The organism is Novosphingobium guangzhouense, from assembly GCF_002896965.1.
Classification (GTDB): Bacteria; Pseudomonadota; Alphaproteobacteria; order Sphingomonadales; family Sphingomonadaceae; genus Novosphingobium; species Novosphingobium guangzhouense.
Genome location: NZ_LYMM01000027.1, coordinates 69,879 through 89,941 on the forward strand (window position 1 = coordinate 69,879; position 20,063 = coordinate 89,941).

The window sequence follows — 20,063 nt, forward strand, 5'->3', positions numbered from 1 at the left end:
CCCAAGCGCACTCAGAGGCACCCTAGCGCCACACGACGCGCCCGCAAAGACGCACGGCCCAGCCCGGCTGTCACAAACCGCCTTCAAGCCGTCATCACCCGGTCACTGCACGGTGTCATTCGCGCCGCATCCCTTCGCAGGAGCCAGTTCCATGACGCGCCCTCTTTCCGGCCCCCGTTCCAATCTGATCGAGAACGCGGTCGTCCGCGACGAAGCCTCGCGCAAGAGCAAGCTGCTCGACAAGGCCTTCGCCATGGCTTTCAAGGGCCTTGTCTATGCCCAGATCTGGGAAGACCCGGTTGCCGACATGACGGCGATGGAGATCACGCCGGACAGCCGCATCATCACCATCGCCAGCGGCGGCTGCAACGCGCTGTCGTACCTCACGGCGAACCCGGCGCATATCACCGTGGTGGACCTCAACACCGCGCACATCGCGCTCAACAACCTCAAGCACGCCGCGGTGCGCCATCTCAGCCACGCCGAAGTGCGCCGCTTCATCGCTGAGGCCGACCGCGCGGAGAACGTTGCGCTGTATCGCGAACGTCTGGCTCCTCATCTTGACGAAGCGACCCGCCGTTACTGGGAAGGCCGCGACCTCGTGGGCCGTCGCCGCATCGGAGCATTCACGCGCGGCGTCTATCGTCACGGCCTGCTTGGCGGCTTCATCGGCGCGGCGCATGTCATCGCCCGGTTGCACAGGGTCAACCCGGCCGAGATTCTCGACGCCGCTTCGATGGAGGAACAGCGCCGCATCTTCGACGAGCGCTTCGCCCCCGTGTTCGAGCGCCGCTTCGTGCGCTGGCTGACCAAGCACCCTGCATCGCTGTTCGGCCTTGGCATCCCGCCGGCGCAGTACGATGCGCTTGCAGGCGGCCAGTCCATGGCCGACGTGCTGCGCGGCCGGCTGGAAAAGCTGGCCTGCCACTTCCCGGTCAACGACAACTACTTTGCCTGGCAGGCATTCTCGCGCGGGTACGGCAAGGGCGTGGAAGCGCCCCTGCCCCCGTACCTGCAGGAAGCCAACCTGCCCCTGGTACGCGAACGGCTTGACCGGCTGGACCTGCGCCATGCCAACTTCACTCACGTCCTCGCCGCCGCGGACGCTGCCAGCTACGACCGCTACGTCCTGCTCGATGCACAGGACTGGATGACCGACGCGCAGCTGACCGAATTGTGGGCCGAGATCACCCGCACCGCAAAGCCGGGCGCGCGGGTGCTGTTCCGCACCGCCGCCGAACCCTCGCTGCTGCCGGGCCGGGTGCCCGACGCCATTCTCGATCGCTGGACCTACCGCGTCGAAGAATCGCAAGCCGCGACGCGGGCGGATCGTTCTTCGATCTATGGCGGCGTCCACCTCTACGCTTTCAACGGCTGATCCGGGGAACCGCTTCCAGATGGCCTCCACCGCACAGAACCATGCCGCGCTGATGGACAGCATCTATCGCTGGCAGCGCCCGATCTACGACCTGACGCGCAAATACTACCTGTTCGGGCGCGACCGACTGATCAACGAACTGGATGCCAAGCCCGGCATGGCCGTGCTGGAAATCGGCTGCGGCACCGGGCGCAACCTTGCGCATGTCGGCAAGACCTGGCGCGGGGTGCGGCTGTTCGGGCTGGACATCTCCAGCGAGATGCTGGCCGCCGCGCGCAAGACGCTGGGCACCGGCGGCACGCTGGCGCTGGGCGACGCGACCCGCTTCGACGCCGGGACGCTGCTGGGACGCGAGGGTTTCGAGCGGGTCATGCTGTCCTACGCCGTCTCGATGATCCCGGACTGGCAGGCCGCACTGTCGCAGGCTGCCGTTACGCTGGCGCCGCGCGGGGCCTTGCACGTGGTCGATTTCGGAGACTGCGCGGGCCTGCCCTTACCGCTACGCAAGGGCCTGCTGGGCTGGCTGGCGAAGTTCCATGTCACCCCCAGGCTGGACCTTGCGGAAGTGGCCGGGCGCGTCGCCGACGAACACGGCCTAACGCTGGAACATCGCCGTGGACCTTTCGGCTACTACCAGATGGTGCGCCTCGCACGAATATGACTTCGCTCTCAGAAGGTTTTAGCCACCCAGCCATTCCGCTGCCGGGCTTCATTTTCTGAAACAGCGGGGGTTTGCTGCCGTCCGGCGCGCGTCTAACACCGCGCCCATGACCCTGCGCACCCCCACGCCCGAAGGCATCGCCCTCGCCGCCCGCAAGGTGGCCGAGATTCTTCCCCGCACGCCGCTGCTGCCGCTTGATGTCGATGGGCGCACGATCTGGTGCAAGGCGGAAAGCCTGCAGCCGGTGGGCGCCTTCAAGATCCGTGGCGCCTGGCATCGTCTCAGCGCCCTTTCGCAAGAAGAACGCGCGCGTGGCGTCGTCGGCGTCTCCAGCGGGAACCATGCGCAGGGCGTGGCCTGGGCCGCGCGGCGGCTGGGCATCAGCGCGGCGATCGTCATGCCGGTTGATGCGCCCGAAGTGAAGCTGGCCAATACCCGCGCGCTGGGCGCCGAAGTGGTGCTTTACGACCGCCCCGGCGGCGAGGATCGCGATGAAGTTTCCCAGCGCCTCTGCGCGGAGCGCGGCGCCACGCTTGTCCACGCCTATGCCGATCCGTGGATCATCGAAGGTCAGGGTTCCACCGCGATCGAGATTACCGCGCAGCTGGCCGAACAGGGGCTCGCCGGGCCGGATCTGATCGTCGCCCCCTGCGGCGGTGGCGGACTGACGGCGGGCCTTGCCCTCGCCTGCCCCGATGCGCGGATCGTGCCGGTCGAACCCGAAGGCTGGGACGATGTGTGCCGCAGCCTTGCCAGTGGAGAGATCCGGCGCGTCGGTCCCGATGCGCCGCCCACGCCTTGCGACGCACTGCAGACGCCGGGCACATGGCCGATCAACTTCGCGATCCTTAAAGAGCGCTGCCCGTTCGGCGTAGTCGCCACTCCGGCCGAAGTTCGCGCCGCGCAGCGGCTTGCCTTTGCGAAGCTGCGGCTGGTGCTGGAGCCCGGCGGCGCGGCGGCGCTGGCGGCAGTGTTGGCGGGCAAGGTCGAACTGGGCGAACGCAGCGCGGTAATTCTTTCCGGCGGCAACACCGATGCGGCCGCGTTCGCACAGGTGCTTTCGTCCCAGGATTGAACGGAGCCACCCGCAAACTCCCGATGGAACCGGCAGGGATTGCGCGATATGTTCCCTGTATATCGGCATGATGTGTCGGGAGTATCGCGATGGACAAGGGAATGCCCGTCCACGCCCTGAAGCCGTTCAAGATCGTCTTCATCGGGGTGGAGCTGTTCTTCATCTGCATCACGCTGGCGGCGCTGGCGGACGTGGTAATGGCCGAAAACTGGGGCCTGGGCTGGAGCGTATTCTTCCTCGGCTTCATCGCCAGCGCTTGGGGCGCCGCGGCCTATCCGGTATTCTGCGGGTGCTGTGGCTGGAACCGCCGCTGAACGCCTGCTAGAAACCGCGCCATGGATTTAGACGACCAGCTGCGCCGCTACTTCGCCACCGACGACCTTTCCACCGTCACCCCTGCCGGGCTTGAAGCCGGGGTGGAGCGGATGAAAGTCGATTTCGGGATGGAACAGGACAAGGGCCGCCGCTTTGCGCTGTGGGCGCTGATGCACATCCTTGGCGCCGCGCCCGACCTCGACGTCGCGTTCGAAAACGAGGACGAACGCAACGTCGCGCGTGACTTCATGGAAATGATGGAAAAGGCGGCGGGGCTTTAAGGCCCCGCTTCAATCCCGCACGAAATAGCTCGCCAGTTCCACATGGGTGGACCAGCGGAACTGGCCGACCGGCCGCAATTCCACCAGCCGGAAGCCCGCCTCCACCAGCCGCGCGGCATCGCGCGACCAGCTTGACGGGTTGCAGCTGACATAGACCACGCGGGACACGGTGGAATCGGCGATGCATTCCACCTGCTCGCGCGCGCCGGCGCGCGGCGGATCGAGGACCACGGCGGCAAAGCGGCTCAGTTCGTCCGGCTGCAACGGGTTGCGGAACAAGTCGCGGTGGACGCTGAAGACGGGCAGCTGCGCACGGTCCGCACCCGCCTTGCAGGCAAAATGAACGTCGCGCGCGGCTTCTGCCGCCAGCACTTTCGTTTCCGGCCCGGCCAGCGCGAACGCGAACGTGCCAAGGCCGGAAAACAGGTCAGCCACCGTGGGCGCGCCCGCCAGCCATTCGCGCGCGGCGCCCACCAGCGCCTCCTCGCCATCCAGCGTCGCCTGCAGGAACGTGCCCGGCGGAAACGGCACTTTCACGCCTCCAAGGGTCACCGTGACCGGCACCGGCTCCCATACCGTTTCAAAGCCATAGCCGCCGTCCATCGTCAGGCGCGCCAGCTTGTGTTCGCGCGCGAAGTCCAGCATCGCCTCGGTCGCGGCAAGCCCTTCTGCGGTCAGGCCCTTGACGCCAAGGTCGATGCCCTGATCCACCAGCGTCATCTCGATGTCGGCGGCCATGCGCGCCTGCACCTTGCCCGGCGCGGGTTTGCCGTGGCGGCCCTTCTTGACCGGAGCAGCCTTGCCCATCGTGATGAGCAGCTTGCGCAAGGGGCCAAGCAGCGCCACGATTTCCGGCACCAGGACCGGGCACTCCTCCAGCTCGACCAGCCGGTGCGACTTCGCCTCGCGAAAGCCGATCACCACGCGCCCGCCCGAACTTTCCGCGCGCAGCGAGGCGCGGCGGCGCGAATGCGGCGGCGAAAGGTGCGGCGGGGCAAGCACTTCGGCCCCCAGTTCCTGCGAAGCCGACGCATTGGCGACGCGGCCTTCGACGAAAGCTGTCAGGCTCTCCTCGTCCAGTTGCTGCAACTGGCACCCGCCGCAGCTGCCGAAGTGGCGACACGGCGGCTCGACGTGGTGCGGCCCCCATTCAAGCGTGTCGTCGATGCGCAGCTTGTCGCCGGGCGCGGCGCCCCAGGCGAAGCGGCCGGACGCGGTGACGCCATCGCCCTTGGAGGCGATGCGCAGGATTTCCTCGGATTCGGTCATGGCGCTCGCGCCTATGCCCGTGGGCGTGCCCGCCTGCAAGTTACAGACATTCCGCCAGCGCCAGCGGCACCGCCTCGGCCAGTTGCCCCGCCGTGAAGGCAGGCGGGCAAAGCCGCGCCGCCTCGCCATGAAGCCACACTCCTTCGCAGGCCGCATCGAAAGCATCGCGACCGGTCGCCACGCGGCTGGCGATCACGCCTGCCAGCACGTCCCCGGTGCCTGCGGTGGAGAGCCACGGGCTTGCCCGCGCGGCGCAGGCGATCCGGCCATCCGGCGCGGCGACCACGGTGTCCGGCCCTTTGGCGACGACGACCATCCCGCTTGCCGCCGCCAGCGCCAGCGCGCGTTCGGGCCGCGTGCCTGCGCCGTCGAGGTCGAAGGCCCGCTCCAGCGCCACCAGTTCGCCTTCATGCGGAGTGGCGATGACGGCGGCGTCGCGCTCTGCCAGATGGCGCGGAGCCAGCAGCACCAGCGCATCGGCGTCGATCACCACCGGCACCGCGTCCGCCAGCGCCACCGCCAGCCGTTCACGCGCGGTGCCGTCGCGACCAAGGCCGGGGCCGACCAGCACCGCCGTGTTGCGGTCATCGACAAGAACGTCACTGAGGTGACCCTGATCGACCACGAGGTCGGCGGGCACGTTGCGCTTGCTTTCGGCGAAGAGCTTCACATAACCCGCCCCGGCCCGCTGCGCCGCGATCCCGGCAAGCACCGCCGCACCCGGCATCGCCCCGCCGACCACAGCAAGCAGCCCGCGCCGGTATTTGTGCGCGTCCGCCGTTGGCGCCTGAACCTGTGGCTTTGCGATCGCCAGCGCCGCGCCCGGCACCGCACCCACACCGATCGGCACGCGTTGCAAGCGCCCCATCCGGGCACTGGCAGGCATCAGGAAATGCGCGAACTTCCACGCCCCCAGCGCGATCGTCAAATCGTAGACCGGCAGCCGTTCGTTAAGCAGCATCCCGGAGTCGGACTGCACTCCGCTTGGCAGATCAACTGCCACCAGCCGCTGATGCGCGGCGGCCAGCCGGTTGAGCAGCTCTGCATGTTCAGCCGACAGGGGCCGTGTCAGCCCGGTGCCGAACAGACAGTCGACCAGCACGTCGCCGGTCGCGTCCGCATCGGGGCCAAGCACTTCGCCGCCGAACAGCGCACGCGCCTTGCGGCAAGCGTCGGTGGCAGGCTCTGCAGCGGCGACGACGCGGGCGTGGCCGCCCCGTTCACGGATAGCCTCTGCAAGGACGTAGCCGTCGCCGCCATTGTTGCCGGGGCCGCACAGCACCGTCACCCGGCGGTGCCCCGCCATGCGCCAGACCCATTCGGCAGCGCCCCGCCCCGCAACCTGCATCAGCGCATCGACGCTGGCACCGGCGTCGATCAGCGCCTGTTCGGCATCGCGCATCTGGTTGGCGGCAAGGATCTGGCTATCGTGGGGCATCTGGCTTCACCGTCGCGGGAAAAAGGTAGCGGTCGGTCCCGACGAGAACGTCGAGCCGGTCTCCCGCCAAGCGTACCCGCGGCGGCGTGGCGCTGTCCAGCGTGGTAACCCCGCTGCCGTCCTTCTTCACTGCAAAACGGCGATAGGCACCATCCGGGTGGTGCACGATCAGGGTGAGCCTGCCGCCCTTCTCGATCCGTTCGACCGAACAGGCGGGCTTGAGTTCGGGCGCACCGCCAACTGCACAGTCGATATGTTCACGCGCGATATCGACGGGCCCCGGCTCCTTCTCCCCCGAACAGGCGGCAAGGATGGCGAGGCAGGCCAGCGGCGCGAGCCGGGAATATATAGGGCAGGTCATGCCTCTGCCAACGCACAGGCAAGCGCGAGGCTCCGGGCCTGCTCAAGCAGCAGGGGGAAGGATGCCCCTCCCCCCGCCAGCCATTATCCGCGCTTCAGCTGGGTAACGTCGCGCACGGCGCCCTTCGAAGCGCTGGTGGTCATCGCCGCATAGGCCTGCAGCGCGGCCGAAACCTTGCGCGGGCGCGGGTGAACCGGCGACCATGCATCGGCACCGCGGGCTTCCTGTTGCGAGCGGCGGTGCGCCATGACCTCGTCCGAAATCATCAGGTTGATGGTACGGCCGGGGATGTCGATTTCGATGGTATCGCCGTTCTCGACAAGGCCGATCTCGCCGCCTTCGGCTGCTTCGGGCGAAGCATGACCGATCGAAAGGCCCGAAGTGCCGCCCGAAAAACGCCCGTCGGTCAGCAGGGCGCAGGCCTTCCCCAGCCCCTTCGACTTGAGGTAGCTGGTGGGGTAGAGCATTTCCTGCATACCCGGACCGCCGCGCGGCCCTTCGTAACGGATGACCACCACGGTTTCCGCCACGACTTCGCCGCCAAGAATGCCCGCGACCGCTGCGTCCTGCGATTCGTAGACCCGCGCGGTGCCGGTGAACTTGAGGATGCTTTCGTCCACGCCCGCCGTCTTCACGATGCATCCATCGCGCGCGATATTGCCGTAGAGCACCGCAATGCCGCCGTCCTGGCTGAAGGCGTGCTCCTTGCTGCGGATGACGCCGTTCTCGCGGTCGAGGTCAAGTTCCTTCCAGCGCGCCGACTGGCTGAAGGCCGTCTGCGTCGGTACGCCGCCAGGCGCGGCCTTGTAGAATTCCTGCACCGAAGCCTCGGTGGTGCGGCTGGTGTCCCAGCGTTCGATCGCCTCACCCAGCGTGCGGCTGTGCACGGTCGGCAGGTCGGTGTGCAGCAGCCCTGCCCGCTCCAGCTGGCCAAGGATCGCGTAAATGCCGCCTGCGCGGTGAACGTCCTCCATGTGGACATCGGCCTTGGCCGGGGCGACCTTAGACAGACACGGCACCTGACGGCTGAGACGGTCGATGTCGGCCATGGTGAAATCCACGCCCGCCTCATGCGCGGCGGCCAGCAGGTGTAGCACCGTGTTGGTCGAACCGCCCATCGCGATATCAAGGCTCATCGCATTCTCGAACGCCTTGAAGCTGGCGATGCTGCGCGGCAGCACGGATGCGTCGTCCTGCTCGTAATAGCGCTGGCACATGTCCACCGCGACGCGGCCCGCTTCCAGGAACAGGCGCTCGCGGTCAGAGTGGGTTGCCAGCGTCGAACCGTTGCCCGGCAGCGAAAGGCCCAGCGCTTCGGTGAGGCAGTTCATCGAATTGGCGGTGAACATCCCCGAGCACGAACCGCAGGTCGGACAGGCCGAACGCTCGATCGCCTTCACTTCCTCGTCGGTGTAGCTTTCGTCAGCAGCCGCAACCATCGCATCAACCAGATCGAGCGCATGCTCCTTGCCGCGCAGCACGACCTTGCCGGCCTCCATCGGACCGCCCGAAACGAACACGACCGGGATGTTGATACGCATTGCGGCCATCAGCATGCCGGGCGTGATCTTGTCGCAGTTGGAGATGCAGACCATGGCGTCGGCACAATGGGCGTTGACCATGTATTCCACGCTGTCGGCAATAAGATCGCGGCTGGGCAGCGAATAGAGCATGCCGTCGTGGCCCATGGCGATACCGTCATCGACCGCGATGGTGTTGAATTCCTTGGCGACGCCGCCCGCGGCCTCGATCTCGCGCGCGACCAGCTGGCCCAGATCCTTGAGGTGGACGTGGCCGGGCACGAACTGCGTGAACGAGTTCACCACCGCGATGATCGGCTTGCCGAAATCGCCGTCCTTCATCCCCGTCGCGCGCCAGAGCCCGCGCGCGCCCGCCATGTTGCGGCCGTGAGTCGAGGTGCGTGAACGAAGGGCGGGCATCGTGGGAACTCCAAACGTCATGGGTGCGCGGGTTTTTCGCGCTGGCTGGAGCCGCCCCTACACGGTGATTGATTTCAATTCAACGCTGGTTTCAGAAACTTTATTTCATTTCAGCTTGCCCACGACTTCACGGCACAGGCCTGTCATCACGCGCGCCCATTCCTCCTGCCCTGCTTCCTCGGCGATGAGATCCTGCCGGATCTCTATGCTGAGGTAGGGCAACCCGTTCGGTTCTGCATGGCGGTTCATCGATGCGTTGAGCAGCTTGCCCGAATAGGGCTCCTGATCGCCGGTGACGAAGCCCTGCGCCTCAAGCCAGGGAATGGCGATGCGCGCGGCGCGTTCATCCTCGTTATAGAGCACGCCCACCTGCCACGGGCGCGGGCGGGTGCAGGTGGCAAGGCCGGGGGTGAAGCTGTGCAGCGACAGGATCAGCGCCGGGGGAGTCTGTGCGAGCTGTGCGGCCAGCGCCGCGTGGTAGGGATCGAAGAACCGGTCCACCCGCGCCTGCCGCTCCTGCGGGGTCAGCATGTTGCCGGGTATCGCATGGCCGTCGCTGATCTCGGGCATCATGCCGGGAACGTCGTACGTGCGATTGAAGTCGCACACAAGGCGGCTGACGTTGCCCAGCCATGCGGCGGTGCCTGCTTCGACCATGCGCGCGCCGATGGCAGCCACGCCGATGTCGATCGCGATGTGTTCGTCCAGCAGCGCGGCATCGATGCCAAGATCGATATCGTCAGGCACGCGGTTGGATGCATGGTCGGATACGACCAGCACCCCGCCGGTCACGGGCGTGCCGAGCAGGCGGTGGAACTCGGTTTCCAAGTGTAACCTCCGATCGTTGCGCATTTACGCCTTAGCGCAACTTGCCCTGCATTTTCCACCAGCCCGGTTGACTATCCGCCAGCTTATCCCACGCTGCCTGCAATTGCGCCCCGGTTTCATAGAGCGCAAAGCACGTGCCCCCCGAACCGGACATGCGCGCAAGGAACGGGGCAGTATCCTGCAGCGCCGCCAGCACATCCGCCACTTCGGGGCAGATCGCGATGGCCGGAGCCTCAAGGTCGTTGCGGCCCTCCATCGCGATCCGCCGGACGGAGCCAGTCTGCCCGAAATCCGGCATTCCGCCACGATCGACGCCGTCCCACGCCTTGAACACCGGCCCCGTGGGCACTCCCACGCGCGGGTTGACCAGCAGTACCGGGGTGCCCGCAAGGTCGCTCTCTACCGGTTGCAGGTCCGTGCCGGTGCCGGTGCCGATGCAGGTGGTGGACAGGACGCAGGCCGGCACGTCCGCCCCGAGCCTTGCCGCGCGGTCCCGCCAGTCGTCAGGCAGGCCATGCGCGCCTTCGACCATGCGGAACACCGCGCCCGCGTCAGCAGAGCCGCCGCCAAGCCCCGCCGCAACGGGCAGGCGCTTTTCAAGATCGACCGACCACCCGGCGCCATGCGGCAGTGCGGTCAGCGCCTTGGCGACGATATTGCCGAACGGATCGTCGATCTTCCCCGCGAATTCTCCATGCGTGGCAAGCCAGTCTGCCCCGGCCGGCGACGCACACAGCCGGTCGCCGTCGTCGACGAAGGCAAACAGGGTTTCCAGTTCGTGATACCCGTCCTCACGGCGGCGGCGGACGTGGAGCGCAAGGTTGATCTTGGCGTAGGCAGTTTCGGTCAGCATCGCCCCGTCCATGGCGCGGCGGCGGGCGGGAGGCAAGGTGTGACGCAGGGTGCGGCGGAACGAGAAAGGGGAGGCGATGCCTCCCCTTTGCACGTCACATGTTCGGATAGTTGGGTCCGCCGCCACCTTCCGGCGTGACCCATTCGATGTTCTGAGTCGGGTCCTTGATGTCGCAGGTCTTGCAGTGGACGCAGTTCTGCGCGTTGATCTGCAGCTTCGGCCCGGAACCGTCGGCATCGACAAATTCATAGACCCCGGCCGGGCAATAGCGCGCTTCGGGTCCGGCATAGACCGGCAAGTTCACTTGCGTAGGGATCGAGGGATCCTTCAGCTTGAGGTGGACCGGCTGGTCTTCTTCATGGTTGGTGAACGAATACGACACGCTGGTCAGACGATCGAAGCTGATGACGCCGTCCGGCTTGGGATAGGCGATCGGCTTGTAAAGATCGGCGCGCTGCGTTTCGCTGGCGTCGGTGTGGTGCTTCATCGGCTTGGCGAGGCCGAAGCCGAACAGCGTACGCAGCCACATGTCGGCACCCGCAAGGATGGTGCCCAGTTCGCCCCCCCACTTCGCCACCATGGGCTCTGCGTTCTGGACGAGCTTCAGTTCCTTGGCGATCCAGCTGGAGCGCACTGCGTCGTCGTATTCCTGCAGGGTGTCCTGCTCGCGCCCGGCCTTGATGGCGGCGGCGATGGATTCGGCTGCCAGCATGCCGCTTTTCATCGCGGTGTGCGTGCCCTTGATGCGCGGCACGTTGACGAAGCCTGCCGAGCAGCCCGCCAGCACGCCGCCGGGGAAGGCCAGCTGCGGGACCGACTGCCAGCCGCCTTCGTTGATCGCGCGCGCGCCATAGGCCACGCGCTTGCCGCCTTCGAGGATGGCGCGGATTTCCGGGTGCTGCTTCCAGCGCTGGAATTCCTCGAACGGATAGATGTACGGGTTCTTGTAATCGAGTGCCGTCACGAAGCCGAGCGCAACCTGGTTGTTCGCCTGATGGTACAGGAAGCCGCCGCCCCAGGCGTCGTTCTCGCTCATCGGCCAGCCCTGCGTGTGGATCACGCGGCCGGGGACGTGCTTGTCCGCCGGGATGTCCCACAGTTCCTTGATGCCGATGCCGTAGATCTGCGGCTGGCAATTCGCTTCAAGGTCGTACTTCGCCTTCAGGCGCTTGGTCAGATGGCCGCGCGCGCCTTCGCAGAACACGGTGTACTTGCCCAGCAGGTTCATGCCGGGCTGATAGTCGCCTTTGGGATTACCCTCGCGGTCGACGCCCATGTCGCCGGTCTGCACGCCGATCACCGCGCCTGCATCGTCATAAAGGATTTCGGCTGCCGGGAAGCCGGGGAAAATTTCGATCTCAAGCGCTTCGGCCTGTTCGGCCAGCCACCGGCACAGGTTGCCCAGCGAGCCGGTGTAGTTGCCCTTGTTCGACATGAAGGGCGGCTGGATGATGTGCGGAAGGGAGAACTTGCCCTTCTTCGTCAGGTGCCAGTGCCAATTGTCGGTAACTGGCGTTTCCGCCAGCGGGCAGCCGTCTTCGCGCCAGGTCGGCAGCAGTTCGTCGAGCGCCTTGGGATCAATCGTCGCGCCCGAAAGAATGTGCGCGCCGATCTCGGAACCCTTCTCAAGCACGCAGACCTGCAGTTCCGGGTCCACCTGCTTGAGCCGGATCGCAGTTGCGAGTCCGGCAGGTCCACCGCCCACGACGACAACGTCGTAAGGCATCTCTTCGCGTTCGATCATGGAAGCCCCGTGCAATCTTTTCGTGTTTAGTCGAGCGATTAAAATACACGAATGCCTTGATTGCTCCCGCGCGTCAGGTCAAGACCCGCGCGATGGATCAATCGCCAAATCCGCAATTTCTGGACGATATCACAGGTGCGCTCGACTGGTGGCGGGACGCCGGGGTCGATTCCGACTTTCTCGACGAGCCCGTGGAATGGCTCGCGCCGCCTGAAGATGAAGGAACACCGGCGCCCCGCCGTCGCCCGGAGCCAAAACCGGACCCGGATGCGCCGCCCCCGCCTGCAAAGCTCGACCCGGCCAGCCTGCCGGCCGACCTTGCGGCCTTTACGCCATGGTGGCTGACCGAACCGCTGCTCTGCGAAGGCGGCCCTGCGGCCCGCGTTGCACCGCAAGGCAAAGCCGGTGCGGACCTGATGATCGTGGTCGAGCAACCCGAAGCAGAAGACGGGGAAACCCTGCTGTCCGGCCAGCACGGAAAGCTGCTCGACGCGATCCTCTTCGCCTGCGGCACAAAGCGCGAGGACGTTTACCTTGCCAGCGCCCTTCCCCGCCATACTCCCGGTGCCAACTGGGCGGCGATGGGGGAGCGTGGAATCGGCCAGGTTCTCAGGCATCACGTGAGTTTGGTGGGGCCGAATCGGCTGTTTGTCCTTGGCGGAAACGTCCTGCCGCTTATCGGCCACGAATCGCCGCATCGCCCTGCCATGTTAAGGACTTTCGATCATGAAGGGGGCTCGATACCCCTACTCGCCTCATGGGCGCTTGATGCCTTGCTTGCGCAACCGCGGGCAAAGCCGGTGCTGTGGAGGGCCTGGCTGGAATGGACCGCCGCCTGAGAGGCGCGGCCGCCGGTCGGTCGGAGCAGGTGAATCGCATAGGATCGCGGGGAATACCTTTGAAACGAATTATCAGGGCCGGACTGGTTACGGGCGCGTGCATCGCTGCCTGCGTGTCTGCAGCGCCCGCCTTCGCCAACAGCGCGGCAGTGGACTATTTCCGCACCCGCGCCGACCGTACTGCCGTTCCCTCACTGCTCAGCCAGGACGACCGGACCTACTACAAGGCGATGTTCGACGCGATCGACGCCAAGGACTGGTCGACCGTGCGCAAGATGCTGGCCGATCGTCCCGACGGCCCGCTGCACCAACAGGCCCGCGCCGAATACTACCTCGCCGCCGGTTCGCCCAAGATCGAACTGAACGACCTGCAGAACTGGCTTTCGCAAGGCACCGAACTGCCGGGCGCGGACCAGATCAGCCGCCTGGCGCTCAAGCGCGGCGCCACCAGTGTTCCCTCGCTGCCCAGCGAGCAGAGTTTCGCCCGCCTGCCCACCATCGCCAAGCGCGTGCGCCCCTCATCGATCGATGACGGCACGATGCCCGCAGGCATCGCCAACGGCATTAACGATCGCATCAAGAACGACGATCCGATGGGCGCGCGTCTGCTGCTTGACGGGATCGACGCCAACCTCTCGCCCTCTTCGCAGGCAGAGTGGCGGCAGAAGGTTGCCTGGAGCTTCTACATCGAGAACCAGGACGCCAACGCCTACCAGATGGCGCAGATCGCGGCACTGGGCCAGGGCCCCTGGGTCGGGGAGGCATGGTGGACCGCCGGGCTCGCCGCATGGCGCCTGGGCGACTGCGACGGTGCCTCCGATGCTTTCGCCAAGGCCGCACGGTCTTCGGACAATGCCGAACTGACGGCGGCTGCGCATTACTGGAACAGCCGTTCGCTGGTGCGCTGCCGCAAGCCCGAGCAGGCCAGCGCCGCGCTGCGCCTTGCCGCCGCGCGCGACGAGACTCTCTATGGCATGCTGGCCGCTGAACAGCTGGGCCTCAAACTGCCTGAACAGCACGCTGCGGCCGACTTTACGCAGGCCGACTGGCAGCAGCTGCGCGCCAGCCCGAACGTGCGTGCCGCCGTCGAACTGGCGGAGATCGGCAAGGATGGGCTTGCCGACGAAGTGTTGCGCCATCAGGCCCGCATCGGCGATGCTTCCCAGTACGCCCCGCTGACCCGCCTTGCCCGCGATCTCGGCTTGCCGGGCACGCAGCTGTGGATGGCCTACAATGCGCCCTACGGCGGCAAGCCCGAACCTGCCACGCGCTTTCCAACGCCAAAGTGGACCCCGGTGGGCGGCTGGAAGGTCGATCCCGCGCTGGTCTATGCCCATGCGCTGCAGGAATCGGTGTTCCGCGCCAGCGTCGTCAGCCCGGCAGGAGCGCGCGGCCTGATGCAGATCATGCCCGCTGCCGCGCAGGATCACGCGGGCTCGCTAGGCTATTCCGGCAACGCCTCCGACCTCAACAAGCCCGAGGTCAACCTCGCCTTCGGCCAGCGCCATCTTGAGGCGCTGAAAAACGATCCGGGCACACAGGGTCTGCTGCCCAAGGTCATGGCGGCCTACAATGCAGGGCCGCTGCCGGTGCGCCGTTGGAACACCGAGGTGAACAGCCAGGGCGATCCGCTGCTGTGGATCGAATCGCTCCCCTACTGGGAGACGCGCGGCTACGTGAACATCGTCATGCGCAATTACTGGATGTATGAACGCCAGGCCGGCGGCGCGTCCGAAAGCCGCATGGAACTCGTACAGGGCATGTGGCCGACCTTCCCCGGCCTTGCCGGATCGGAAGGCGTGCGCATGGCCGCTAATGGAGCAATCGTGCGTGGCCATCGACCCTGAACGTATCTTCAAACCGATCAACATCGCACTGCTTACCGTTTCCGACACCCGCACCGCCGCCAACGACACTTCGGGCGACATCCTTGCCCAGCGCATCGTCGGTGCCGGGCATACGCTGGTACACCGCACGATCCAGCGTGACGATGCAGGGCAGATTGCAGCGCTGTTCGGCCAGTGGATCGACGACCCGCAAGTCGACGCGATCGTTTCCACCGGTGGCACCGGGCTGACCGGCCGCGACGTCACGCCCGAAGCCCTCGGCATGCTGGGCGGGCGCGAGATTCCCGGCTTTGGCGAACTGTTCCGCTGGCTCAGCTACAAGACCATCGGCACATCCACGGTGCAGAGCCGCGCCATGGCCGTTGTCGCGCGCGGCACCTACGTGTTCGCGCTGCCCGGATCGAACGGCGCGGTGAAGGACGGGTGGGACGGTATCCTTGCCGAACAACTCGACAGCCGCAATCGCCCCTGCAACTTCGTGGAACTCATGCCCCGCCTTCTGGAAAGCTGAGGCGGCGGCCAGTCTCAACTGGACGACTGAGGGCAAGCTTGTGGATAAATCCGGGATAGCCTGAGTATACCCTGTGTATCCGCAGGGATAAGTCTGCAGCCTTTCCTTCGGGCAAAAGGTTGCGGGGGCAATTGCCGCCGCCCTTCGCGCGCGCTAGCCTGCCACCCGTCAGCGAGGAGCCTTCGCACGGATGCAGGAATTGCACGCACTTGCTCAGGCGATCGGCCTGCAACGCATCTGGTGGGACGTCGACGGCAGGGAACACGTAATATCCGATGCGTCGTTGCGCGCGATAGCCGCAGCGCTCGGCTACCCCGCTGAAACTGCCGCACAGACCACTGCCAGCCTTGCGCGGGTGGAGTTTGAAGATGCCGAACCGCCTGCGATGCTCGTCACCGAGGTTGGCTCCGAAACACATTTGCCCAAAGCGTTGGCCAACGCGGAAATCACCCTGCCGGACGGCTCTGCGAAGCGCCTGGACACCGCAAGCTGGACTCTGCCGCCGATCGACACGCCGGGTTACTACCCCGTCTCGGTCAACGGCCACGCCTTTACGCTGGCAGTCGCGCCGCGATCATGCCCCACCCTCGCCTCGCTCGGCAAGGAGCGTATCTGGGGGCCGGCGGTCCAGATACCCGCCCTGCGCGGTAAGCGCGCCCACCCTTTCGGAAACTTCGCAGAACTGGCCGAGGCCGTAGACCTCTTTGCCGGGAAAGGCGCAGACGCGCTGGCGATCAATCCGGTCCATGCGCTTTTCGCCGGCTACGGTCGTGATTTCAGCCCCTATTCTCCGTCGAGCCGCCTTTATCTCAACGGTGCGATGGGTGACCCTGCGCTGGTCGGGCTACCTCCGTTACCGGATGACCCGCAGGGCGATGGCCCGCTGATCGATTGGGAAGAGGCGTTGCCCCGCCGCCTCGAACAGTTGCGCGCCACGTTCGCAGGGCTTGACGAACCGACGCGGGCCCGGATCGCTCGCGACAATGCCGCACAAGGCGAAGGCTTGATCCGTCAGGCGATCTACGACGCGATAGACGTGCGCCTGCGGGCAGAGGGCGCCGCAGGGTGGCAGCAGTGGCCCCCGGAACTGCGCGATCCGGATGGAGAAGCAGTTGCCGCCTTCGCGCGCGACAATGCCGCCGAAGTGGAATTCCACCTTTTCACCCAATGGCTGGCGCGCGAAAGTCTGGCGCTGGTCCAGCATCGCGCACGAACTGCGGGAATGGCCGTAGGGCTGCTGGCAGACCTTGCGGTCGGTGTGCACACCGGCGGAGCCGACGCATGGAGCATGGGCGATGTGCTGCTGCAGGGCCTGACGATCGGCGCTCCGCCTGATCCGCTGGGTCCGCTGGGCCAGAACTGGATGCTCACCGGGTTTTCCCCGCGCGGCCTTGCCCGCAGCGGCTACGCGCCATGGATCGCCACGATCCGTGCAGCGCTTTCCACCGCAGGGGCCTTGCGCATCGATCATGCCTTCGGCCTTGCCCGGCTATGGGTAGTGCCCGAAGGCCAGCCCTCCAGTGCAGGCGCCTACCTGCACTACCCCTTCGCCGACCTCGTCCGCCTGGTCACGCTGGAGGCGCATCTCGCAGGTGCGCTGATCGTGGCAGAGGATCTTGGCACGATGCCGCACGGATTCGGCCCAGCCATCACCGGGCACGGCATGCTGGGGATGCGCGTCTTGTGGTTTGAGCGTGCGGCCGACGACGGATTCATTGGCGCGGCGGATTACGATCCGCAGGCGGTGGCAATGACCGGCACTCACGATACGGCCACAGTGGCAGGCTGGTGGAGCGGGCGCGACTTGCAATGGGCACAGCAATTGAGCCGCCTGCCCGATGGCACGACGATGGAGCAGGCAGAGGCCCGGCGGGCGTGGGATCGCGGATTGCTCTGGGCTTCGCTGACGCACGATTCCGCCGTTCGCCCCCGACCGGAAGATACTGCGCCGGTGGTACAGGCAGCCTTGCGCCATATCGGTAGCACACCTTGCGACCTTGCTATCGTGCCGCTGGAAGATCTGTTGGCGGAACCCGAGCAGCCGAACCTGCCGGGGACAATCGCGGAACACCCCAACTGGCGCCGCCGCCTGGACGCCCCGCTGTCGCAACTGCTGGACGATCCGGCGACGGCTGATCGGGTGAGTACGCTGGATGAAGCACGAAAGGCAGGAGCTACGCCCTGAATGTGCCGGGCATAAGGTAGCTGCGATCGAGTTGCTCCATCGCCGTTACGCCGATCATCGCCATCGCAATGTCGATTTCGTTGGCCAGCAGGTCGATCGCATGGCGCGCGCCGGCCTCTCCGCCCGCAGCGCAGCCATAAAGGGTCGCGCGGCCTACCAACACTGCCTTCGCGCCGATTGCCAGCGCTTTCAGCACATCTGCCCCTCGCCGCACACCACTGTCGAACAGTACGGTCGTGCGGTCTCCCACCGCATCGACAATGCCTGCCAGCACGTCGATCGCGGGCGGAGAGCTGTCGAAGTTGCGCCCGCCGTGGTTCGACACCGCGATACCATCTACGCCGTAATCCAGCGCCATGCGCGCATCCTCGGCGCTAAGCACACCCTTCAGCACCAGCCTTCCCGGCCAGCGGCGGCGCAGTTGCGCCACATCGTCCCAGCACACCGAGGCGGAGTTCGCCACGCGGCTGACGGTACCGGTCAGCTTGCCGCCGACCTCCTGCGGATAATTGGCGAACTGCGGCAAGCCGCCCTCAAGATAATACCGGCAAATCACCGAGACGAACCATGACGGCCGCTTCAGGAAATCCGTTACGAGCGTGGCGTTCGGCCGCACCGGGTTGGACATGCCCGCCCGCCGGTTGAACTCGCGTAGCGGCCACATCGGCGTATCGACCGTCAGCACCAGCACTTCCGCACCGCTGGCCTGCGCGGCTTCCACCACCTGCCATGACAGGTCCCGCCGTTCCCACAGGTACATCTGCATCCAGTGACCGGATGAGGCACACCGGGCGATATCGCCAAAACTCGTGGTGGAACTCGTCGTCTGCGTAAAGGGTATGCCGGCTGAGGCAGCCGCGCGCGCGATAGCCCGTTCGCCCCGGTGCCAAAGAAGATCCGACACCCCTGTCGGCGCAATCACCAGCGGCAGAGGCTGGCGGCGGCCGAACAGTTCGATCCCGGCCGAACGCCGCTCGACATCGCGCAAGGTGCGCGGCAGCAGTTGCACCGCTTGCAGTGCCGCGACGTTGCGTTCGATCAGCAGGTCATCCTCGGTCCCGCGTTCAATGAATTCCCATATGGCGCGTGGCAAACGACGCTTCGCCAGCGCCCGCACTTGCGCAATATTATGCGCCTTGCCGGCGATGCCACCCATCACAGGCCAAGGTTTTCGCGAAAGGTCTTGCCCTCGTATTCGGTGCGGTAGACCCCGTTGCGTTGCAGGATGGGAACCACCTCATTGACGAAATCGGTGACCGAACTGGCCATGACCGTCGGGGTCACGTTATAGCCGTAGCACCCCGTTTCGCGCCAGACGCGCTCCATTTCGGAGGCCACCTGCTCCGGCGTGCCGACGATCTGCGGCTTGCCCACCGCAAGGCCCCAGCGGATCGCTACTTCACGCAAGGTAAGCGGCCGGTCACCCTCGATATTCGCGAACGCTTTCATGAGCCCTTGCGAGGCCTGCGTCTCGATCTCGGCCAGCGGCTGATCAAGGTCCATCCCGGCGAAGTCCACCCCCATCGTGCCCGAAAGCCGAGCAAGGCAGCCATCAATGGGCAGCTTTTCGACCAGATCGGCAAGCTTGCGCTTCGCCTCTTCCTCGGTCCCGCCGACGATGGGCTGGATGCCGAAGCTGACGCCGGGGGTTACCTTGCCCGCCGCCTGCGCGGCCTCGGCCAGATTGGCCATGAAGCGCTTCATGCCCGCGATGTTGGGCTGGATGGAAAACACGACATCGGCGTGGCTAACCGCGAACTGCTGCCCGCGCCCGGAACTGCCGGCCTGGAACAGCACCGGATGCCCCTGCGGCGAAGGCGGCACCGGTGCTACGGTCTGGCAGGAAAAGAATTCTCCCGCATGATCGATGAATTCAACTTTTGCCGGGTCCGCGAAGACCCCCGCCTCCCGATCTGCAAGGATCGCACCCGGCTTTACGGAGTTCCACAGCTTGTAGCAGACCTCCATATACTCATCGGCACGGTCATAACGGCGATCGTGGTCAAGCTGCTGAAGGCCAAGCGCCCGGTGCTCCCCCCGCAAGTGGCCGGTGACGATGTTCCAGCCGACGCGCCCGCCGGAAAGATAATCGATGGTGCCCAGTTGCCGCACGATGGTCCACGGCTGGTACGCGCTGGTCGACATCGTCGTCGCCAGCCCCAGATGTGTGGTCGCGGCGGCCAGAGCAGAAAGCAGCACCACGGGGTCGAGCGAAGGCCAGCACACGCCGTACTTCACGGCGTCTTCATGACTGTCGCGATAGCGATCGAAGACACCGGGCGTATCCGCAAAGAACATGCCGTCGAAACGACCGCGCTCCAGCGTTCGCGCCAGATCTTGCCACAACCGCAGATCGTGCAGCGCATCGAGACGGTTATCGCCCGGCTGCGCCCAGCTCAGGACGGTGTGGTTGATGGGCGAATTGATCAGGAAGCTGACCAGATGGATATGCTTGCTCATGCCTGTGCCTCTCCTGCCTGCGTGATGAAGCCGGCAGGAAGAGGCCGCAAGGACAATGTATACACTGTCGTCGCGCAA

18 protein-coding genes are annotated in these 20,063 nt (G+C 66.0%); 9 read left to right on the plus strand and 9 right to left on the minus strand.

Annotated features, from left to right (window positions below; genetic code table 11):
• Positions 1–151: 151 nt before the first annotated feature.
• The 5 genes from A8V01_RS08525 to A8V01_RS08545 all read left to right on the plus strand — a co-directional run bounded on the left by A8V01_RS08525 (position 152) and on the right by A8V01_RS08545 (position 3,710).
• Positions 152–1,378 carry a BtaA family protein gene (locus A8V01_RS08525; protein WP_103095494.1) on the plus strand — a complete coding sequence of 409 codons (1,227 nt, stop codon included), beginning with the start codon at positions 152–154 and terminating at the stop codon, positions 1,376–1,378.
• Positions 1,379–1,397: 19 nt separating this feature from the next.
• A complete protein-coding gene (locus A8V01_RS08530) occupies positions 1,398–2,039 on the plus strand; it encodes a class I SAM-dependent methyltransferase (protein WP_103095495.1) in 642 nt (213 codons plus the stop codon).
• Positions 2,040–2,145: 106 nt separating this feature from the next.
• Positions 2,146–3,114, plus strand: a complete 969-nt coding sequence (locus A8V01_RS08535) for a threonine ammonia-lyase (protein WP_103095496.1) — start codon at positions 2,146–2,148, stop codon at positions 3,112–3,114.
• Positions 3,115–3,203: 89 nt separating this feature from the next.
• Entirely contained in the window at positions 3,204–3,428 is a 225-nt protein-coding gene (locus tag A8V01_RS08540) for a hypothetical protein (protein ID WP_103095497.1), read from the plus strand.
• A 21-nt stretch (positions 3,429–3,449) separates the two neighbouring features.
• Entirely contained in the window at positions 3,450–3,710 is a 261-nt protein-coding gene (locus A8V01_RS08545) for a hypothetical protein (protein WP_103095498.1), read from the plus strand.
• 9 nt (positions 3,711–3,719) lie between these two features.
• On the opposite strand, the gene A8V01_RS08550 is transcribed toward A8V01_RS08545, so the two are convergent.
• The 7 genes from A8V01_RS08550 to A8V01_RS08580 all read right to left on the minus strand — a co-directional run bounded on the left by A8V01_RS08550 (position 3,720) and on the right by A8V01_RS08580 (position 12,143).
• Positions 3,720–4,979: a class I SAM-dependent RNA methyltransferase gene (locus A8V01_RS08550; protein WP_103095531.1), complete on the minus strand. Its 1,260-nt coding sequence runs from the start codon at positions 4,977–4,979 to the stop codon at positions 3,720–3,722.
• 40 nt (positions 4,980–5,019) lie between these two features.
• Positions 5,020–6,417 (minus strand): NAD(P)H-hydrate dehydratase, encoded by a 1,398-nt coding sequence (locus tag A8V01_RS08555; protein WP_103095499.1) that lies wholly within the window; start codon positions 6,415–6,417, stop codon positions 5,020–5,022.
• Positions 6,404–6,778, minus strand: a complete 375-nt coding sequence (locus tag A8V01_RS08560; protein ID WP_103095500.1) for a hypothetical protein — start codon at positions 6,776–6,778, stop codon at positions 6,404–6,406. Before A8V01_RS08560 ends, A8V01_RS08555 begins: the two co-directional genes overlap by 14 nt.
• Before the next feature lie 83 nt (positions 6,779–6,861).
• Positions 6,862–8,718 (minus strand): dihydroxy-acid dehydratase, encoded by a 1,857-nt coding sequence (gene ilvD, locus A8V01_RS08565; RefSeq protein ID WP_103095501.1) that lies wholly within the window; start codon positions 8,716–8,718, stop codon positions 6,862–6,864.
• Positions 8,719–8,823: 105 nt separating this feature from the next.
• Positions 8,824–9,546 carry an N-formylglutamate amidohydrolase gene (locus A8V01_RS08570; protein ID WP_211294990.1) on the minus strand — a complete coding sequence of 241 codons (723 nt, stop codon included), beginning with the start codon at positions 9,544–9,546 and terminating at the stop codon, positions 8,824–8,826.
• A gap of 31 nt (positions 9,547–9,577) precedes the next feature.
• Entirely contained in the window at positions 9,578–10,399 is an 822-nt protein-coding gene (locus A8V01_RS08575; RefSeq protein WP_103095532.1) for a 4-(cytidine 5'-diphospho)-2-C-methyl-D-erythritol kinase, read from the minus strand.
• A 94-nt stretch (positions 10,400–10,493) separates the two neighbouring features.
• On the minus strand, positions 10,494–12,143 hold the full coding sequence (locus A8V01_RS08580) for an electron transfer flavoprotein-ubiquinone oxidoreductase (protein WP_103095503.1): 1,650 nt from the start codon (positions 12,141–12,143) through the stop codon (positions 10,494–10,496).
• Between the two features lie 92 nt (positions 12,144–12,235).
• On the opposite strand from A8V01_RS08580, the gene A8V01_RS08585 reads away from it, so the two are divergent.
• The 4 genes from A8V01_RS08585 to malQ all read left to right on the plus strand — a co-directional run bounded on the left by A8V01_RS08585 (position 12,236) and on the right by malQ (position 17,525).
• Positions 12,236–12,982, plus strand: coding sequence for a uracil-DNA glycosylase family protein (locus A8V01_RS08585; protein ID WP_245892391.1), 747 nt, complete (start codon positions 12,236–12,238; stop codon positions 12,980–12,982).
• Between the two features lie 68 nt (positions 12,983–13,050).
• Positions 13,051–14,829: a lytic transglycosylase domain-containing protein gene (locus A8V01_RS08590; RefSeq protein WP_211294991.1), complete on the plus strand. Its 1,779-nt coding sequence runs from the start codon at positions 13,051–13,053 to the stop codon at positions 14,827–14,829.
• Positions 14,813–15,340: a molybdenum cofactor biosynthesis protein B gene (gene moaB / locus A8V01_RS08595; RefSeq protein WP_103095505.1), complete on the plus strand. Its 528-nt coding sequence runs from the start codon at positions 14,813–14,815 to the stop codon at positions 15,338–15,340. Before A8V01_RS08590 ends, moaB begins: the two co-directional genes overlap by 17 nt.
• 190 nt (positions 15,341–15,530) lie before the next feature.
• Complete coding sequence (gene malQ, locus A8V01_RS08600; protein WP_103095506.1) at positions 15,531–17,525, plus strand: 4-alpha-glucanotransferase; 1,995 nt, start codon at positions 15,531–15,533, stop codon at positions 17,523–17,525.
• Here malQ and A8V01_RS08605 read toward each other — a convergent pair.
• Together A8V01_RS08605 and A8V01_RS08610 are read right to left on the minus strand one after the other, a co-directional pair.
• Positions 17,515–18,681, minus strand: coding sequence for an alpha-hydroxy acid oxidase (locus tag A8V01_RS08605; protein WP_103095507.1), 1,167 nt, complete (start codon positions 18,679–18,681; stop codon positions 17,515–17,517). The two genes, malQ and A8V01_RS08605, sit on opposite strands and share 11 nt — an antisense overlap.
• Complete coding sequence (locus tag A8V01_RS08610) at positions 18,681–19,985, minus strand: NtaA/DmoA family FMN-dependent monooxygenase (protein WP_103095508.1); 1,305 nt, start codon at positions 19,983–19,985, stop codon at positions 18,681–18,683. The genes A8V01_RS08605 and A8V01_RS08610 overlap by 1 nt, the downstream gene beginning before the upstream one ends.
• Positions 19,986–20,063: the final 78 nt, after the last annotated feature.

What these genes read in the sequence shown, in the direction of transcription:
- A8V01_RS08585 (WP_245892391.1), top strand. Translation starts at nt 12,236, where the DNA reads ATGGATCAATCGCCAAATCCGCAATTTCTGGACGATATCACAGGTGCG.
- A8V01_RS08540 (WP_103095497.1), top strand. Translation starts at nt 3,204, where the DNA reads ATGGACAAGGGAATGCCCGTCCACGCCCTGAAGCCGTTCAAGATCGTC.
- ilvD (WP_103095501.1), bottom strand. Translation starts at nt 8,718, where the DNA reads ATGCCCGCCCTTCGTTCACGCACCTCGACTCACGGCCGCAACATGGCG.
- A8V01_RS08545 (WP_103095498.1), top strand. Translation starts at nt 3,450, where the DNA reads ATGGATTTAGACGACCAGCTGCGCCGCTACTTCGCCACCGACGACCTT.
- A8V01_RS08530 (WP_103095495.1), top strand. Translation starts at nt 1,398, where the DNA reads ATGGCCTCCACCGCACAGAACCATGCCGCGCTGATGGACAGCATCTAT.
- malQ (WP_103095506.1), top strand. Translation starts at nt 15,531, where the DNA reads ATGCAGGAATTGCACGCACTTGCTCAGGCGATCGGCCTGCAACGCATC.
- A8V01_RS08580 (WP_103095503.1), bottom strand. Translation starts at nt 12,143, where the DNA reads ATGATCGAACGCGAAGAGATGCCTTACGACGTTGTCGTCGTGGGCGGT.
- A8V01_RS08560 (WP_103095500.1), bottom strand. Translation starts at nt 6,778, where the DNA reads ATGACCTGCCCTATATATTCCCGGCTCGCGCCGCTGGCCTGCCTCGCC.
- A8V01_RS08555 (WP_103095499.1), bottom strand. Translation starts at nt 6,417, where the DNA reads ATGCCCCACGATAGCCAGATCCTTGCCGCCAACCAGATGCGCGATGCC.
- A8V01_RS08525 (WP_103095494.1), top strand. Translation starts at nt 152, where the DNA reads ATGACGCGCCCTCTTTCCGGCCCCCGTTCCAATCTGATCGAGAACGCG.
- A8V01_RS08610 (WP_103095508.1), bottom strand. Translation starts at nt 19,985, where the DNA reads ATGAGCAAGCATATCCATCTGGTCAGCTTCCTGATCAATTCGCCCATC.
- A8V01_RS08575 (WP_103095532.1), bottom strand. Translation starts at nt 10,399, where the DNA reads ATGCTGACCGAAACTGCCTACGCCAAGATCAACCTTGCGCTCCACGTC.
- A8V01_RS08535 (WP_103095496.1), top strand. Translation starts at nt 2,146, where the DNA reads ATGACCCTGCGCACCCCCACGCCCGAAGGCATCGCCCTCGCCGCCCGC.
- A8V01_RS08605 (WP_103095507.1), bottom strand. Translation starts at nt 18,681, where the DNA reads ATGGGTGGCATCGCCGGCAAGGCGCATAATATTGCGCAAGTGCGGGCG.
- A8V01_RS08550 (WP_103095531.1), bottom strand. Translation starts at nt 4,979, where the DNA reads ATGACCGAATCCGAGGAAATCCTGCGCATCGCCTCCAAGGGCGATGGC.